Origin of the sequence: Streptomyces sp. BK208 (assembly GCF_004364245.1) — a bacterium.
Classification (GTDB): Bacteria; Actinomycetota; Actinomycetes; order Streptomycetales; family Streptomycetaceae; genus Streptomyces.
In genome coordinates, this window is sequence record NZ_SOAV01000021.1 from 1 (window position 1) to 16640 (window position 16640).

Annotated in this window: 13 protein-coding genes; 3 read left to right on the forward strand and 10 right to left on the reverse strand. The window is 67.2% G+C overall.

Going from position 1 to position 16640, the window contains the following annotated elements:
• From EV562_RS34315 to EV562_RS34330, 3 genes are all read left to right on the forward strand, one after another.
• Positions 1-201 (forward strand): site-specific integrase (locus tag EV562_RS34315; RefSeq protein WP_133890781.1); only part of this gene is annotated, 201 nt, incomplete at its 5' end.
• Between the two features lie 323 nt (positions 202-524).
• A complete protein-coding gene (locus EV562_RS34320) occupies positions 525-1241 on the forward strand; it encodes a DUF4839 domain-containing protein (RefSeq protein WP_133890782.1) in 717 nt (238 codons plus the stop codon).
• A 1006-nt stretch (positions 1242-2247) separates the two neighbouring features.
• Positions 2248-2469, forward strand: coding sequence for a hypothetical protein (locus tag EV562_RS34330; protein ID WP_208298488.1), 222 nt, complete (start codon positions 2248-2250; stop codon positions 2467-2469).
• On the opposite strand, the gene EV562_RS35375 is transcribed toward EV562_RS34330, so the two are convergent.
• From EV562_RS35375 to EV562_RS34385, 10 genes are all read right to left on the reverse strand, one after another.
• A complete protein-coding gene (locus EV562_RS35375) occupies positions 2466-2777 on the reverse strand; it encodes a methyltransferase domain-containing protein (RefSeq protein ID WP_208298489.1) in 312 nt (103 codons plus the stop codon). The two genes, EV562_RS34330 and EV562_RS35375, sit on opposite strands and share 4 nt — an antisense overlap.
• 182 nt (positions 2778-2959) lie before the next feature.
• Positions 2960-3733 (reverse strand): alpha/beta hydrolase, encoded by a 774-nt coding sequence (locus EV562_RS34340; protein ID WP_243860319.1) that lies wholly within the window; start codon positions 3731-3733, stop codon positions 2960-2962.
• 679 nt (positions 3734-4412) lie between these two features.
• On the reverse strand, positions 4413-5264 hold the full coding sequence (locus tag EV562_RS34350; RefSeq protein ID WP_243860320.1) for an IS5 family transposase: 852 nt from the start codon (positions 5262-5264) through the stop codon (positions 4413-4415).
• An 83-nt stretch (positions 5265-5347) separates the two neighbouring features.
• Positions 5348-6292: an ornithine carbamoyltransferase gene (locus EV562_RS34355; protein WP_243860321.1), complete on the reverse strand. Its 945-nt coding sequence runs from the start codon at positions 6290-6292 to the stop codon at positions 5348-5350.
• A gap of 29 nt (positions 6293-6321) precedes the next feature.
• Positions 6322-7326 (reverse strand): 2,3-diaminopropionate biosynthesis protein SbnB, encoded by a 1005-nt coding sequence (sbnB, locus tag EV562_RS34360; RefSeq protein ID WP_133890784.1) that lies wholly within the window; start codon positions 7324-7326, stop codon positions 6322-6324.
• Positions 7320-8351 carry a 2,3-diaminopropionate biosynthesis protein SbnA gene (gene sbnA, locus EV562_RS34365; protein WP_243860322.1) on the reverse strand — a complete coding sequence of 344 codons (1032 nt, stop codon included), beginning with the start codon at positions 8349-8351 and terminating at the stop codon, positions 7320-7322. Before sbnA ends, sbnB begins: the two co-directional genes overlap by 7 nt.
• On the reverse strand, positions 8344-9555 hold the full coding sequence (locus tag EV562_RS34370) for an ATP-grasp domain-containing protein (protein ID WP_166662155.1): 1212 nt from the start codon (positions 9553-9555) through the stop codon (positions 8344-8346). Before EV562_RS34370 ends, sbnA begins: the two co-directional genes overlap by 8 nt.
• 93 nt (positions 9556-9648) lie before the next feature.
• On the reverse strand, positions 9649-14649 hold the full coding sequence (locus EV562_RS34375; protein WP_133890786.1) for a non-ribosomal peptide synthetase: 5001 nt from the start codon (positions 14647-14649) through the stop codon (positions 9649-9651).
• Positions 14639-15388, reverse strand: a complete 750-nt coding sequence (locus tag EV562_RS34380; protein ID WP_133890787.1) for an alpha/beta fold hydrolase — start codon at positions 15386-15388, stop codon at positions 14639-14641. Before EV562_RS34380 ends, EV562_RS34375 begins: the two co-directional genes overlap by 11 nt.
• Entirely contained in the window at positions 15375-16640 is a 1266-nt protein-coding gene (locus EV562_RS34385; RefSeq protein WP_166662156.1) for an MFS transporter, read from the reverse strand. The genes EV562_RS34380 and EV562_RS34385 overlap by 14 nt, the downstream gene beginning before the upstream one ends.

Genomic DNA, 16640 nt, shown 5'->3' on the forward strand with positions numbered 1-16640 from the left:
CACTACCCGCCCCACTCCATGCGCCACACCTGCGCCTCATGGCTGGTCCAGAAAGGGGTCTCCCTCTACGAGGTCCAACACCTCCTTGGCCATGAGAGCTTCCAGACCACCCAGCGCTACGCTCACCTGCAGCCGGATGCGCACAAGGCCGTCCTCGGGGCCTGGGAACGGATGGAAACCCCGCTCACGATCGCCGCATAAACGTTCCTTCGCTCCTGTCCTGTTTGGACAGGAGCGAAGCCGGTTGCGAGCGGAACACGGTCACGATCGCGAGTTCGAGTCGGGCGGCTCTTCGTGGGGAAGCCCTCTGCGGCCGTCAGCGTCGAACGGCCACGGACAGGCGTAGGCATCGGCGTCGTCTTTATGCCCTGCATCCGCAACCGAGACGCGCTGCTCAGGCGCGGCAGCGAGCGACCCGGTCGAGCGGGAGAGCAGGGGCCGAAGGCGACGTTCGTCTCTCGCGGAGTCATCTATGCTCGCGCCCAGTTGGTATGTCCAATTCGCTTCAGGGGGCGGAGAGCCGCATGGCCGATGAGATCAAGTACGAGTACAAGGCCGTGCAGACCGTTCGGGGCACCGACGGTTTGGTGATCTCGAAGATGCAGAAGGACGGATGGGAGCTCGTGGAGCAGATCCCGGGCAGACTTCGAACCACCCTCAACTTCCGTCGGCCGAAGAGGCCACTGCCTTGGCGTCTGATCGGGGCGGGGGCTGCCGCCCTCGTGGTCTTGGCCGCGATCATCGGAACGGGCGTTGCGCTTGGTGACGGCGGCGAGGAGAAGGGCGCGTCAGCCAGTTCGCCGGCCGCCAGTGAGAAGCCTTCCGCTACGCCGCCCGAAGACGAGCCGACCACCGCTGGGGTGATCACGGCGCAGAACAGTCCCGAGTTCGCGACGTTGTTGAAGGCGGATCCGTGTGGCGAAGCGAACGTGAACTTCGCAACCAAGCACGAGGGGCGGACGGTCGCCTTCGACGGGTCAATTAGGCACATGGCGGCCCACGCGGATGACCGGACCCGCTACGACTTCCTTCTCGGCCCGGGCGACAAGGGGCCGCAGACGACGGACGGCCCGAACTTCAAGTACGAGGACGTCAACACCGGCAACCTCTACCTGACCGGCAAGGAGGTCCCTGCCACCGTTGCAGTTGGCGACAAGTTCCGCTTCATCGCCGAGGTGATCGAGTTCGACACGGTCCAGTGCCTGTTCCGCCTCGCCCCGGTCTCGACGGAGGCCCGGTAGCCGAGATGGCCAGCCTTCCCAACATGGAGGGACCTGCCAGATGGAACGGCCCCCTGCTCCATCCATTCGATAGTTTTGAACTTTCCCACCAGCTTGCCAGACGGCAGCGCCATCCTTGCCCCATGCTCGCATCCAGCCCTGCCCAACGGCTCGCCGACCACGTTCGACACCTCCTTGGCAGGGGACCGTTTCTCCGGCCCGGCGGATGGACCCACATGGGTGCTGTCATCTGCGACGTCAGCTTCCAGCCACGGTGCAACTACGAGAGGGCTCTCCGACCACGGCTCCTCCATTTGCAACCGAGCTGGGCTGATGCAAGAACAGTCCGCGACTTCCAGCGCCGGCTCGTCACGGAAGACCTTGCCGTGGCCATGAAGTTCAACCACGCACAGAAGGTCGCGACGGCTCACGCCATCACCGACCTCCTCGCTGCCGACGGGGTCGATACCCGCGAGGACCTTCACACCTGGCTCGATCATCAGGCCAATCGCGCCGCTCTGCGCACGGTGAAGGGAGTGGGGTCGAAGAGCATCCACTACATAGGCAATCTCGTCGGCCGTTCGCACGTCGCCGTTGACGTGCATCTGCGTGCCTTCGCCGTGGATGCTGGTGTTAGGACCTCCCATACGACCAGTTGCGCGCCGTGTATGAGGAAGCCGCCGCGCTTCTCAGGTACGACAAGGGAGGGCTGGAGCATGCCGTTTGGCGGCACAGGCCGAAGGTCGCGTAGCCACCCAGCGGACCTGGCCGTCGTAGGTGTGGGTTGCTGCAGGCTGATCTGCTCATGGGCGACGCGCGGCCGAGTCCGTGGCCGTTGCCTCCGGTCTTCTCCTCTCACCCGCTAGGCGAATAGCCTGCAGTGGCACCATCGAGGCCAGGTGGGACGGCCCTGTGGCCGAGAATCAACGTGGGCGGAAACGGCGTCACGCTGCAGGCTGCGGCGGCCCCAGACCTAGTTCTGACGCGCACGCGCACATTGACGCAAGGAAGACCTTAGGCTTCTCCGATGAGCACGGTGCGCGCCCGGGTGTGGCGCTTCACGATCGAGAAGAGGAAGGGCGACGCGGAAGCTGTCCAGGCCGTCGAGATCGGACAGGGCCCGCTGCCGGTCTCCCTGGCCGTCATGGTCAACATTAACGCCCTCGCTTGCGACCTGCGCAAGACGGTCGACCAGCGCGTGCGCGATTACGAGATCAGCCTCCTCCTCAGTTACATCATCGGCGGCTAGGACAAAGGGCTGAAGAATCCGGACATGTACCCGATGACGGTGACTGCGCTGGCGTCGAAGCCGCCGTTCGGAATCAGCCGTTCGGGCAGGTGCTCGGCGTCCGCGGTGACGACGCGGACGCCGTCGTACCCCGTCTCGGCGAGGAAGTGGGCGGCCCGCTCGGTAACGGCCGGGTCGATGTCGAGGGTGGTGACGTGCCCGGTCGGGCCGGCGAGGTCGGCGGTCAGGGCGGCGTTGTAGCCGCCGGAGCCGAGAAACCGACGGGTTCGCAGAATCTCGAGGGAAAGTTGCGGGAACCCGAAGGGCATCCAGGCAATTATCGCCTCAGGCATGCGGGTTCGCTGCTGGATCCTGTCTGGCGGGGTACATGGGTCAGCGCGCGATGCCTTGCTCAACTCGCACGTCCGGCGAGGTCCTCTTACCCCATCCTGCAGCGCAGCCATGCCGAGGGAGCTGACCCGTAGGGAACCGCGCCGCCTACTGCCTGTCCTCAAAGCATGTCACTGCGCGAGTACGTCCGAATGGTGTCGGCGACCAGATCAGGAACACGCAGCGGCGGGAGATGATCGACGCCAGGCATCCTCATCAGGCGGCAGCTGGGGATCCGTGCGGCCACCTCCTCGTTGCATGCGATCAGCGTCGGCCGGTCCAGGTCCCCCACCATGACTACTGCTGGGGTGCTCAGCTCTCCGAGTCGGTCGAACACGGGCGGGTCCACTCGTTGGTACTCGTCCTCGGTGAGCCATGCCGGCGCGGCAGCCCGCAACTGCGCCACGGCAGCCTCGTCGGCACCGGCTGCCGCCCACTCGCGCAGCCCGAGCGTCACCAGCCCTTCGACGTCTCCTGCCTCGATCAACGCGTCGTACTCCGCGTCGAACTTCGGTTCCTCGGGCCATGGGTAGCCGGTGATGCCTGGACAGAGCAGCACGAGCGCGGTCACCCTGTCCGGGTAGGCCAGCGCAAGGCTCATTGCCGTACCTCCGCCCATACTGCATCCGACCAACGAGACCCGGCGCAGCCGGAAGTAGTCAAGCACGGCGACCAGGTCATCGAGCAGCGAATAGGACGCGGTCGGCTGCGGCGAGCGCCCATAGCCCCGCACGTCATAGCGGATTACCCGGTGATGCTCGACAAGCTGCGGCAGGACCGGGTCCCATACCCGTGAATCCCCGACGCCCGGGTGCAGCAGCACCACTGGAGGGCCGTCCCCTCCCGTGTCTTCGGCCCATACCGCCCCACCGCTGACCGGCACTGTGAGTTCCATGGCGGCAATCCTGTCGTCGTCCCAAGGACACCGTCAAACGGTTCCCGCGTTGGACGGCAACCTCTGGAGGTGAGATGCGGGTGCCGTGGCGACAGCGGTGTCCTTCAACTGCGTCTCAGGAGTTACAGCGCCCAACAGAATGGGCGCTTGGCGCCTGCGGTTACAGGCCCCGCCTCGCCATCGGCGATGAACCGTGTCAGGGAGCGCTCCAGCAGCTCCAGGAACTGCCGTAGGTCATCGGCCACCTTGTCGAGCTCCGGCTCGTCCAGCGACGCCTTCCGCGTCCGGTAGAGCGCCCCATCAGGGCTCGCGACGTATGCCAGGCCGCCGCCGTTCGAGCCGATGACCAGGCCATTGACCTTCGGGCCTGTGCCGGCATCGACGATGCCGTCCTCCTGGAGCCGCAGCAGGACGTTACTGGCTGGCTCGAGGAAGTAGCCGTTGCCGACGTCTGCCCAGGTGACATCGCCGATGCTGTCGTAGAAGGTAACCAGGTCAGCTGGAGTAGGGGTGACTTGGGCAAGCCTGCGAGCCGCGGCTTGATCATCGTGGTTAGCCGGCCGGACCTCGTTGGTCCAGAGGAAAGCCGTGCCGATCCTCGAACTCGCCTGTCAGGGCCGTGAGAGTCCTGGAGACTCTGTCTGTCCACGAGGCCAGCCAGTCGGACGAAAGCGATCGGTCACTCATGAGGCCGGATCATGGCATGAGCCACGGACATCCACGGGATACCCAGCGGTTCCAGTGTCAGCGCAATGCCCTGAGTTGCCGATGGGTGATGAGGCAGCAGGCGAGTGTGAGGGAATGCTTCGTGGATGTCGGCTCGCCGTTCCCAGCGGATGCGCAGGCGTCGGAAGCCGTGCAGCCACGCGGAACTCCTCTCCACGACCCAGCGGTAGGTGCCCAGTCCCGTGCCGTGGAGGGTGCCGCGGCGAGCGATGGCCGGCACGATGCCGCGGGCGCGGACCTGGTCACGGTAGACGTCATGGCCGTAGCCGCGGTCGGCGAACAGCGAGTGCGGCCTGCGGCGGGGACGCCCGACCCGGCCGCGGACCGGCGGAATCGCGTCGAGCAGCGGCAGGAGCTGGGTGACGTCGTTGCGGTTGCCGCCGGTCAGCAGGACTGCGAGCGGGGTGCCGTGCCCGTCGGTAATCAGATGATGTTTCGAGTCGGCCCTGCCCCGGTCGACCGGCGAGGAGCCCGTGTGCTGCGCCCTTTTAGGGCCCTGACGTGGGAGGAGTCGACCACACAGCGGGACCAGTCCAGGCGCGAGGCCGCGTTGAGTTCTGCCAGCAGCACCTCGTGGAGCCGCTGCACCGGCCTCGTTCCAGTCCCGCAGTCGACGCCAGCACGTCATGCCCGAGCCGAAACCGAGGTCCTGCGGCAGGTACTCCCACTGGATCCCGGTGTGCAGCACGTACAAGATCCCGCACAGCACCTCCCGGTCCGGCAACGGTTTGCGACCCGGATAGCGAAAGCGCCGCTCCCGCTGCGGCAGCAGCGGCTCCAGGTGATCCCACAGCTCATCCGACACGATCCACGGCGACGTCCCCACACCGGACCGAACGCTCAGCTCTCGCCCCGGTCACGGCAACCAGGAGCGATCCACCTCTTGTGTTAGCCGTTGCTAGGCAAGCCCACTCGGCACCATTCGAGAACTGCCATCGCGGTGTACATCTTGTTCTCCGCCTGTCTGAACGCCACGCTCGCCGGGCCGTCGAGCACCTCCGCTGTCACCTCTTCACCACGATGGGCCGGCAGATCATGGAGGAACAGCGCCTTCGGACTCGTGTCCCACAGTGCGGCAGTTACCTGGAAAGGCGCGAAGATGTCCCGCCAGGCGGGATCCGGCTTGGTGGTGCCGGTGGTCTGCCAGCGCGTGGTGTAGATGGCGTCGAAGTCGTTGGGCAGAGCCGCCATGTCGTGGCGCTCGATGATCCGGGCTCCGTGTCGCTCGGCCTGTTCGCCGGCCCGTGCGAGAACGTCGTCGGCGAGCCCATAGCCGTGCGGTGTGCGCAGTTCCAGTGTGGCGCCCGGGCACCGGGTGAGCGCGAGGGCGAGCGCGGCCGCGGAGTTGTTTCCCTCACCCACGTAAAGCAGGGCGAAATCCCGAGTCCGCCCCAAATGCTGCTGAAGCGTGACCAGGTCCGTAAGGGCCTGAGTGGGGTGTTCATCCGCAGTCATCGCGTTCACGACCGCCATCGTGCCGGGTGCCGCCATGGCCCTGAGATCGCCCGGATCCTCGGCCGTCCGCGCAACGAGTACGTCGAGCATGCCTGCCAGCACCCGGCCAGTGTCGGCAATGGTCTCGCCCGTATTCACCTGGAGGTCCCCGGGACCGTAGGCAATGATCTGTGCGCCGAGGCGGAGAGCACCGGAAGAGAATGCGGTGCGGGTGCGGGTGGACGTCTTCTGGAAATAGATGCCCACGACGTCACCTTCCAGTGGCGCGCCAATCACGCCGCCAGCGGCGAACTCCGTTCCTCTGCGGACGATATGTCTCAGGTCCGCGTCGCTCAGATCGTCAAGGGAAATCAGGCTGCGCACACGACGGTTCTGCACTCGGGTCCTCCTTGCAAGGATCGTGGGGTTCAACGGATGGCCGGAGCCGGTGAAAAGTCGTCGATGGCGATGCCCAGGCCGCTCTCCGCTGCCCTGCGCCGGACGTACTCAGCGACGGCGAGGTCGAGAATGCCGAGTCCGAACGGCGAGAACAGCAGCGGCCTCTCCGGCCGGCGCCGCAGCTTCGCCGGGTCGCACAGCACCTGGCCCACCGTCGCGTCGATGAACTCCCTGCCTCCGGACAAATGCTGGGCGAGGTCCAGAGCAGTGCGCTCGCGGCAGACGTGGTCGATGTCGTCGACGACGTTCTGGGATGCCAGTACGGCCTCGGGGGTGAAGTCGCGCAGCGAGAGGTGCAGACACACCGAACCTGGACGCAGTGCCTCCGGGCCGAGGTGAGGTGTGAGCGCATTCGTGGCGACAGAGCTGAGTTCGTGGGCGGCCATTGCGGTCACGGCGTCCGGGGCCACCTTCACGGTGAGTCCCGGAACCATGTCACGGCACCTGGCCTGAAACGCCTCCGTTCTGTCCGAAGACGGGTCGTAGACTGTGACAACCTTCACATCGGAGATAATGGCTGTCACGAACCGCAGGACTTCCGCGTTGATGACCCCGCATCCGAGCAGCGCGAGCCCCTGGGCGGAGCCGTCCGGCAGCAGCGCGCGGGCGGCTGCCGCAGCCGAGGCCGCGGTGCGCCTGGCGGAGATGAGCGACCCCTCGATCAGCGCGGTGGGCCGCCCGTCCACCATGGAATTGGTGATGATCGCGGCGCTGGCTCGCTGCAGGCCACGGGAGATGTTCTCGGGAAAGGACGCTATCCACTTGATCCCCGCGGCGGGCTGTTCGCCGCCCAGGTGGGCGGGGAGGCCGATGATGCGGTCGCGCTGGTTGCCGGGGAAACGGAGGAAGGTCGAGTGGGGCAGGGCGCTGCGCCCCTGTTCGTGACTGATGTAGGTCTCCTCGACCAGGTCGACGAGTTCACTTTCTCGTCCTTCGAGGAGCTTGGCAACGTCGTCGTGCCGGATGACTAGCATGGGGCGTCTTCCTTTGAGGTGGGGGTTTTCCAAAGGTGTCCGATGTCGCCGAAGTTCCTTCGGACCCAGGCATCGGAGTAGATCGTTTCCAGGTACCGGTCTCCGCCGTCCGGGAAGACGAGCACGCAAAGGGAGCCGGGCGGGATCCGGTCGGCCATCGCCTCGAGTGCGGCGAACACCGCGCCGGACGAGCCACCCGCGAGCAGCCCTTCGCCGACCGTGAGGCGGCGGCAGGCCACCACCGTCTCCATGTCCGAGACCCGCACGACCTCATGGGCGCGGGTGACGTTTCCGTCGAGCAGTGGCGGCTTCGCGGAGGCGCCGTGCCCCGGGAGCAGACGCTCACCCAGCGGTGGGCCGAAGATCGCGCTGCCCTCCGCGTCGACGGCGACCAGGGTTGTGGACAAACCAGCCTCGCGTATGTACTCCGCGCACCCACGCAGCGTTCCGCCGGTACTGGTGGCGCAGAACATGTAGTCGACGTTTCCGTCGAGCGCCGTGGCGATCTCGTGCATGGTCTGCCGGTGTGCGGCGGGGTTCAGCGGGTTGACGTACTGATTGGGCCAGTACGCGTGGGGGATCGACCGTACGAGTTCGCTGACCCGGCGGAGGCGGGCCGAGAGGAAGTCCCCGTCGGGTGCCTCTGCTCGGCCGATTACCTCGACCTGGGCCTGGAAGGCGCGAAGAATCGCGATGTTCTGCTCGGTGGTGCGGGCATCCACAACGCAGACGAAGCGCAGACCGAAGTAGGCGCACAACTGCGCGAGGCCGACGCCGAGATTGCCGGAACTCGACTCGACCACCACCGATTGCCCGGGCACGAGCTCCCCGGACCTGATCCGCTGTGCGAGCATGCTCAACGCCGTACGGTCCTTGATGCTGCCGCCGGGGTTGAAGCGCTCCAGTTTTGCCCAAATGCGGAACGGATACGTGTGCACCCTGCGCAGCTCGATCAGCGGGGTCCGGCCGATGGCGCCGATCACACCGTCGCACAGGACGCCGCCGGGGCTGTGCGGCTCAGACACAGGACTCACGGGCGGCCTGCTCGGTCTGGCTGATCAGCGAGAGCACCTCGTCGTGGGTCGACGCCGTGGCGTGCAGGATCGCCAGCATGTCGTGGGTGCCGTGGCGCCAGTCGACGGACTGCCCGGGCGTGGCGAGGATGTCCAGCGACTGGACACCGGGCAGCGCGGCGAGTTTTTCGAGGGGAGCGACGGAGACGACGCGGCTCGCCTCCATCGGCGGCAGCACGAATCGTGACCAGTACAGCTGGTTCCAGTGCAGAACCGGTACGTCGACACGGTGGCCCAGAGCGAGTTCCAGCACGGCCTCGGTGAGGTTGAAGCCGGTGGCCCGGTGGAGGAGGTGGCTGGCATAGCCGGCCATCCGGCCGTTGACCTCAATAATCCGCGGCCCGTCTGCAGTGAGCTTGATCTCGGTGTGGCAGACGCCGTGCCGTACCCCCAGGGCGCGCAGGGCGTCGCCGGTGAGGCGGACGATGCGATCCTCCAGCTCCGTCGGCACCGTACTGGGCATGAGGTCGCCCGTCTCCCGGAAGGGCGGGGCAAGAGGCTGCTTTCCTGTGACGCAGACGTGTTGGACGTCTCCGTCGTGAACAACGGATTCAACGGAGACGAAGTCGCCCCACTCGGGGCCGGCCGCCAGCGGGTCACCGACCAGCAGTTCTTCCAAGACGAATACCGAATCCGGATGGTCGGCGAAGTCGGCGACCGCCGCTAGGCACTGCTCCAGGGAATCCACTCTGCAGGTGCGGGCGGCCGCCGCTCCGCGCCGGGGTTTGAGGACGGCAGGAAAGCCGACGATCTCCGCGGCCTGTTCGACGTCGTCGACTCTTTCGACAAGAGCCACCCGAGTCACCTGTGTTCCTGCGGTGGCGAGGGCCTGGCGTTGCCGGAACTTGTCGGTGAGTAGCTGCGCGGTTTCGACGCTGTGACCGATGAAACCGCACTCTGCTGCCAGCTCGGCAACGCGTCGCTGCTGAAATTCACTGAACGTGGTGATTCCGTCTGTCGGCAGCATGCGAATCCTCTGGGCTACCTCGGTGGTACTAAGGCCCGTGATGTCCACGACATCGGCGATATCCGTCATGACCCGGTAGTCTTCGGCCACTTGCCTGGTGGAACGGTCCGCCAGGAAGGTGATGTCGCACAGCTTCCGCGCGGCGGCGGCAACCTTGATCGGAGCGGCACTGCCGGTGTCGTGCAACACGCATATCATGGGTCGATTTCTGCGCATCATTCCTCACCTTCGTAGAAATTGAGCTACCGCCGGGAATGACCGTCCGGGAGTTTCCACAGCTGGTCATTCGCTGTCGAGTTGTCCCGTCCGCTGGAAAAGCGATCGGTCGCGCTGCCCCATAGTCGGCGGTGCGTCAGCCGTGCGCCGGACGGCATCCACATGTGCCGCCAGGTCGCTCAGGACCGGCCTGGCGAAGAGGTCCTTCAGTTCGAGCCTCGCTCCGATCCGGTCGCGCACCCGGGTGAGGACGCGCATGGCCGACAGGGAGTGACCTCCGACGTGGAAGAAGTCGTCGTTCCTGCTCACCTGGACGACGTTCAGCACGTCGCGCCAGATCGCGGCGATGGCCGTTTCCATGGGCGTGGCGGGTGCTTCGGAGGCCGTCGAGCCGTGGCGGACCGGTTCGGGCAGGGCGGTCCGGTCGATCTTGCCGTTCGCGGTGAGGGGGAAGTCCTCGACGGCAATCCAAGCCGAGGGAACCATGTAGGCAGGCACCATCCCTGCGAGTGCGGTGCGGACGTCGTCCAGCAGCCCTTCGTCCGGTTGGCTGGCAGGCACGACATAGCACACCAGTTCCTGCTCTCCGCCGGCGTCGGGGGTGGCCAGGGTGAGAGCGTCCTGGACGCCAGGGTGTGTGCGTACCAGCGAGTCGATCTCGCCGAGTTCGATGCGGTGGCCGCGGATCTTCACCTGGTGATCGAGGCGCCCCAGGTAGTGGAGCGATCCGTCTGCTCCCCACCGCACAAGGTCACCCGTCCGGTAGGCTCGGCCGCCGTCCGGGGCGGTGACGAACCGCTCGTCGGTGAGGTCGGGGCGTCCCAGGTATCCTCGGGCGACGCCGTCCCCGGCGACAAGCAATTCACCCGGCACTCCGCGCGGTACGAGCCGGCCGGCCCTATCGACGACGAACACACGAGTGTTGGCCACCGGACACCCGATCGATCCCCGGTCTCCTGGACGGACCTCCGTCATGGTGGACCAGATCGTGGTCTCGGTGGGGCCGTATACGTTCCACACCCGTGCCACGCCCAGACCGGTCAGCGCCGTACCCAGGCGCTCCGACATCTCCTCACCGCCGCACCAGATCTGCCTGAGCGCGGAGGGCGCCCGGCGGTCCCGGTGCTCGGTGTACAGCTTCCACGTGGAGGGCGTCGCCTGTACCACGGTGATTCCGTGCCGTTCGATAAGGCGGTGCAGGAGTTCCGGGTCGGCGCCCGCTCCGGAGGGAGCGACGACGAGGCGCCCGCCCGTGACCAGCGGCAGGAACAGTTCCAGGCCCGCTATGTCGAAGGACAGCGAGGTCAGTGCCAGCATCCGGTCCTCGGCGCGGAAACCCGGATCTTCCGCGAAGGACTCGATGAGGTTCGCCAGATTGCGGTGATCGACCACCACGCCCTTGGGGCGGCCCGTCGATCCTGAAGTGTAGATCACGTAGGCGGGGTCGTCGGGTGTGGCGGCGGGGGCGGCATCGGCGAAGCCGTCGGCCGTTTCGAGGGTTTCCCCATCCGTCAGGACCACGGCCGTATCACCGCCGACGGCCACGTGCCCCTCCAGCTCCCGGGTGGTCAGCAGGACGCTCACCGCACTGTCCCGCACCATGTACTCCAGGCGTGCCCGGGGGTAGTCGGGGTCGAGCGGAACGTACGCCGCTCCCGTTGCCCAGACGGCCAACAGGGCGGCCACCATCCCGCGGTCGCGTGGCAGGCAGACTCCGACGAGCTTTCCCCGCTCGACACCGTGCCGCTGCAACGCGGCCGCCAGTGTCCTGGTGTGATCGGAGAGTTCGCGGAAGGTCCAGCTGCCGGAGTCGTCCACGACGGCCGTCTGCTCCGGGTGGTCGCGTGACATCCGGTGGATGCGGTCGGCCACGGTGAGCCGTTCGCGACGGTGCCGGGGGCCCGTGCCCAAGGCCGTAAGTTCGGCGTGTTCGGCCTCGCTGAGCATGTCCACGCAGCCGATGGGCCGGTACGGATCCTTCACCAGGCAGCGCAGTACCTCTAGGAGGTGCCCGGTGAAGCGTCGCATCGTGTCGTCGGAGAACCGCTCCGTGGAGTACTGGAGCGAGCCGGTGAGCCCGTCGGTCCCCGGGACGAGGGAGAGCGTCAGGTCGAACTGGGATGTGCTCGTAGGAACGTGCACCCGCTCCAGCCGGGCGCCGGGCAACTCCAGGGGCGCAGTGGGCGCGCTCTGCAGGATGAACAGGACCTGGACGAGGGGGTTGTAGGCGAGGTTGCGTTCCGCGACCGCGTTTTCGACGAGCTGTTCGAAGGGCACGTCCTGGCGTGCGAAGGCGGCGAGGCAGTGGTCACGGACCCGCTCGATCAGCTCCCTGAACGTCGGATTTGCCGACAGATCGGCGGGCAGGACCAGGGTGTTGACGAAGAAGCCGATCAACTGCTCGGTCTCGGTACGGGTCCGGCCCGCGGTGGGCGAGCCGACGAGAAACCTCTCTTGGCCCGACCACCGGCCCAGCACCACCTGAACGGCTGACAGCAGCGTCATGAACAAGGTCGCCCCGTGCTCACGGCCGATCCGCTCGAGTTCGGTGACGAGGTCCGCCGGAACCCGCAGGCCCAGCTCCGCGCCGGCGAAGGTGCGTTCCACGGGTCGGGGCCGGTCTCCGGGCAGTTCTAGCAGGCGCGGGTAGTCGGCGAGTTCGGCGAGCCACTCCTCGCGCTGTGCGACCAAGGTCTTCGACTGCACCCACTCGCGCTGCCATACCGCGAAGTCCCGGTACCGGATCGGTGGTTCGGGAGGCAGTGGCTCCGTGCTCCCCAGGCGGTACCGGTAGAAACGGCCGACCTCGGACAGCAGCACGCCTGTTGACCAAGCATCCACCACGATGTGGTGGAGGACGAACACCAGGGCCCACTCGGTCTCTCCGCGCACCAGTGCCGCCCGCATGAGGGGAGCCTCGGTGAGATCGAACGGTGCGGTGACCAGATCCGCCACGGCGCTGTCGAGGCCCGTGGCCCCGTCGGGCACAATCACGGTCAAGGTGACTGCTGCGTCCTCGTCGACCGTCTGCACCGGCACCCCGTCCACCAGGGTGAAACGCGTACGCAGCACCTCATGGCGGCGGACGACCTCAAGCACGGCCCAGCGCAGCGCGTCAACGTCCACCTCTCCGGTGCCCTTGTGGACGATCGGCACATTGAAGACGGGCGCTCGGCCGGTGAGCTGGTCGAGGAACCACAGCTGCTGCTGTGTTGAGGACAATATCGCCGGCCCGTCTTCGTCGGGTCGGCGCACGAGTGTTGGGACGTCCGCCCGCGCGGCACCCGGCGCGTCGGCGTCGGCCGAGTCGTGGACTAGGTCCGCGAGCAGCCGGGGAGTCGAGGCGCCGAGAACGTCGCGGAACTTCAGTTCGACGCCGAAGTGATCGCGCAGCCTCGTCAGCAGCATGGTCAGCTGTACCGAGTGGCCCCCGAGGTCAAAGAAGTCACTGTCGGCCTCGACGCCCGGGTGGTTCAGCACCTCCGCGAAGATGCGGGTCAGTTCGGCCAACACCGGGTCGTCGGACGCCGGGTACGACGGCTCGGCCGGCGCGTCCGGTGCGGTAAATCCCTCCGGGTCGGGCAGGGCTTCGTGGTCGATCTTGCCGTGCACCGTCAAGGGGAGTTCGGCGAGCGGCACGATCACCTCGGGCACCATGGCCGCGGTCAGCTCCCGCGCCAGGGCGGCTCGTATGTCCCGTGGTGTGTGACGAACAGCGTCGGAGACGACGTAGGAGACGAGCTGCCGGTGGCCGGGAATCGCCTCCCGGACGACGGTGACGCAGTCCTTGACCTGCGGGAGCCTCAGCAAAGCGGCGTCGATCTCGCCCAGTTCGATGCGCTGGCCGCGCACCTTCACCTGCCGATCTTCCCGGCCCAGGAAGCGCAGCGTGCCGTCGGAGTTCCACGCGACCAGGTCCCCGGTGCGGTAGGCCCGGGAGGCGAACGGCGCCGACACGAACCGTTCACGAGTCAGTTCCGGACGTCCCAGATAGCCACGGGCCACACCGGCTCCCGCAACCCACAGCTCGCCGGGCTCTCCCGGCCCGGCGAGCTTGCCGTCGGGTGCGACAACGAACACCTCGGCGCCGTCGATCGGCCGACCGATCGACGGAGGCGCCGCGTCAGTCTTCGCCGCGCCCAGGGACGGCGCGACGACCGTCGAGGTGGTAACGACGGTGCACTCCGTCGGCCCGTAGTTGTTGACGAGCGTGTATGTGTGCTCGGACGGCCGCATGCGCAGTTCGTCGCCGCCGGTCAGCAGCAGGCGCAGTGCGGTGCCGCTTCCCGTGGTGGCGCGGAGGAAGTGCTCGCCGAGCGCGGTCGGCATGAAGGCGACGGTGATCTGTTCGGTCCGGCACCATTCGACGACCTCGTCGAAGGACTGCCGGATGTCCTCCGGTATCACGCACAAACACGCTCCGTGGGCCAGAGCCGGCCACATCTCCCACACGGCCGCGTCGAAGCCGGCGGACGCGATGTGGGAGCAGCGGTCGCTCTCCGACACACCGAAAGCGGTCCCGTGCCAGGCGACCAGGTTCGTCAGATTCCGGTGCTCCACCATCACGCCCTTCGGCCGTCCGGTGGACCCCGAGGTGTAGATGACGTAGGCGAGGCCCGTTTGCGTCGCTCGCACCGGCGGCCGCACGGCCACCTGGCCGGGGCCGCCGATCAGGTCGGTGCGGATGACACTCAGCTTGTCGACCGCCGACAGACCGTCCTCCAGGCCGGTCGTTGTAACCAGTACGGTCAGGCCGCTGTCGCGGACCATGAAGTCGATTCGGGACGCGGGGTAAGCAACGTCCAGCGGGATATAGGCACCGCCGACCGTCCACACGGCGAGCAGGGCGGCCACTGCCTCACGACCACGCGGCAGGTGCACCCCGACGAGGGATCCGCTCTCGACGCCCTGCTCGGACAGTGCGGTGGCCAGCCCGCCAGCCCGGTCGGCGAGTTCTCGGTACGTCCACGCACCGGCGTCGTCGCACACCGCGATGCGCTCCGGGTGCTCCTTGGCCCGGGCCCAGATCTGTTCTGGCACCGTCACCAGTGGGTGGCTAGAGCTCATGAGCCTCTCCCGTGAAAATGAAGTCTTCCAGGATTGAGTCGACGACCTGGGCACTCGCGTCGCCGAACGGGAAGAAGTGACCGCCGGGGAAGGAGCGGACCACGCTGGGACCGGTCACGGCACGCTGCCAGGCCTCGGCCTCCGAGGCCGGAACCGACGTGTCGGACCGGCCGAGATACACGCCCAGCGGACACCGCAGCGTCGCGGACCAGCCGTGCCGGTACTGTTCGGACATGGCCAGCTCGCTGCGCAGCCGGTCCAGCACCGTCGTCACCAGCTCCTCGTCGTCGAAGACCTCGGGAGGGGTGCCGCCCATGTCAGCGAGGAAGCGCCGCAGGAGATCGGTGCCGCCCCGGCTCACCAAGTGGGTGGGGGCCGATACCGGAGCCCGGTGGGCGAGGGCGATCAGTGCCGAGACCCGCTCTCCGTGGCCTGCCGCGGTCAGCTGCTGCGCGACCTCGTAGGCGATGAGGGAACCACGGCTGTGTCCGACGAGCACGGCAGGTCGCTCCAGCGCGGCAAGTTCGGAGACCAGTAACGACGCGACGTCGTCGAGCCGCGTGAGGCCTTCCCGCTCTTGTGCGAAGTGGAGCATCCACGGGTCGACCACACTGAGCCGGACCCGGGGTCCCAGCAAACTGTCCCAGGTCGCGAAGTGAGCGCGGGACCCTCCGGCGCCGGGGAAACCGACCAGGTGCAGATGGGCGTCCGGCTTCTCACTGACACTACGAATGAACATCTGCCTCTTCCAGCCCTGTCTGCGCCTGCGTGTCCCAAGCGCGTCGCGGCAGCAGCCACACCGCGGCCAGGACGTGACCCAGCGCTCCGAGAACCAGCGTCTCCCGCATGCCGATCCAGTCACCGACCAGCCCGCCCATCAACGCCCCTGCCGCGTAACTGCCGTAGGTGAGCATGTGGTTGCCGGCGTGCACTCGGCCCTGCATGTACTCCGGCGTCACCGATTGGCGGTAGGTCAGCTGGGTGATGGTGAAGGCGACCATCCCGATGACGAACACGCTGTGGGACACCACGAGCAAAACGGACTTGACGCCCATGGATCCGGCCGTGGCGGGCAGTACGAGGCAGCCCGCCGCCATCACCAGCTGTCCGGCGACCAGGGTCCCGCGAACTCCCAGACGCCGAGTGCTCCGCGCGGTGACGGTGTTGGCCACCAGCGCCATGCCGCTGGCCACCGTCAGGAGCACACCGACCACGCCCGGCGCGATCCCCAGAGCCTGGGTGGCGTAGAGGAGGTACAGCGCCACCATCATGGCGCTGAAGAAGTTGCTGGTGGCGTTGCACAGGGAGATGTATCTGAGCCGGGCGTCCCTGAAGAGAAACAGGAATCCGTCCAGCGCCTGCGGGGCTTTCGCACCGTCCGCTGCCGGAACGGGAGCACCGGCTTCGCGTACCCGACCCAAGGTGACCGCCGAGGCGAGGAAGCTGGCGGCGTCCACCAGCAGGGCCAGCGGCGGTGTCAGCGCCTGCACCAAGAGGCCGGCCAGCGAGTTGCCGGACACTTCGGCGAATGTGGTCACCTTCTGGAGCTTGCCGTTGGCGTCCATCAGCCGGGGTTCGGGCACCAGCTTGGGAATGAACGACTGCCCCCCGACCGCGGCGAGCACGTCGAACGCACCGAGCAGAAACGCGATGAACATCAGCGCCCACAGGGAGAGCTGATCCACCGCGTACAGCAGGACCACAGCTGTGACCAGCAGCGCGCGCACGACATCCGCCATGACGAGCAGCCGCCGCTTCGTGAAGCGGTCCACGATCGTCCCGACCTGGAGGCCGAAGAGGAGCGCGGGCAGGTACTGGCAGAAGAACAGTAGTCCCTGGTCCACCTCGTCGGCGTCCAGGATGATGATGGCCGTCAGCGGCAGCGCCATCATGGTCACCTGGCTGCCGATCAGCGAAATGCTCTGTCCCGTCCAGAACCGGGCGAAGTCCGGTTCCTCGTGCAGGCGGAACGCGCCCTCACGACGTGCCAC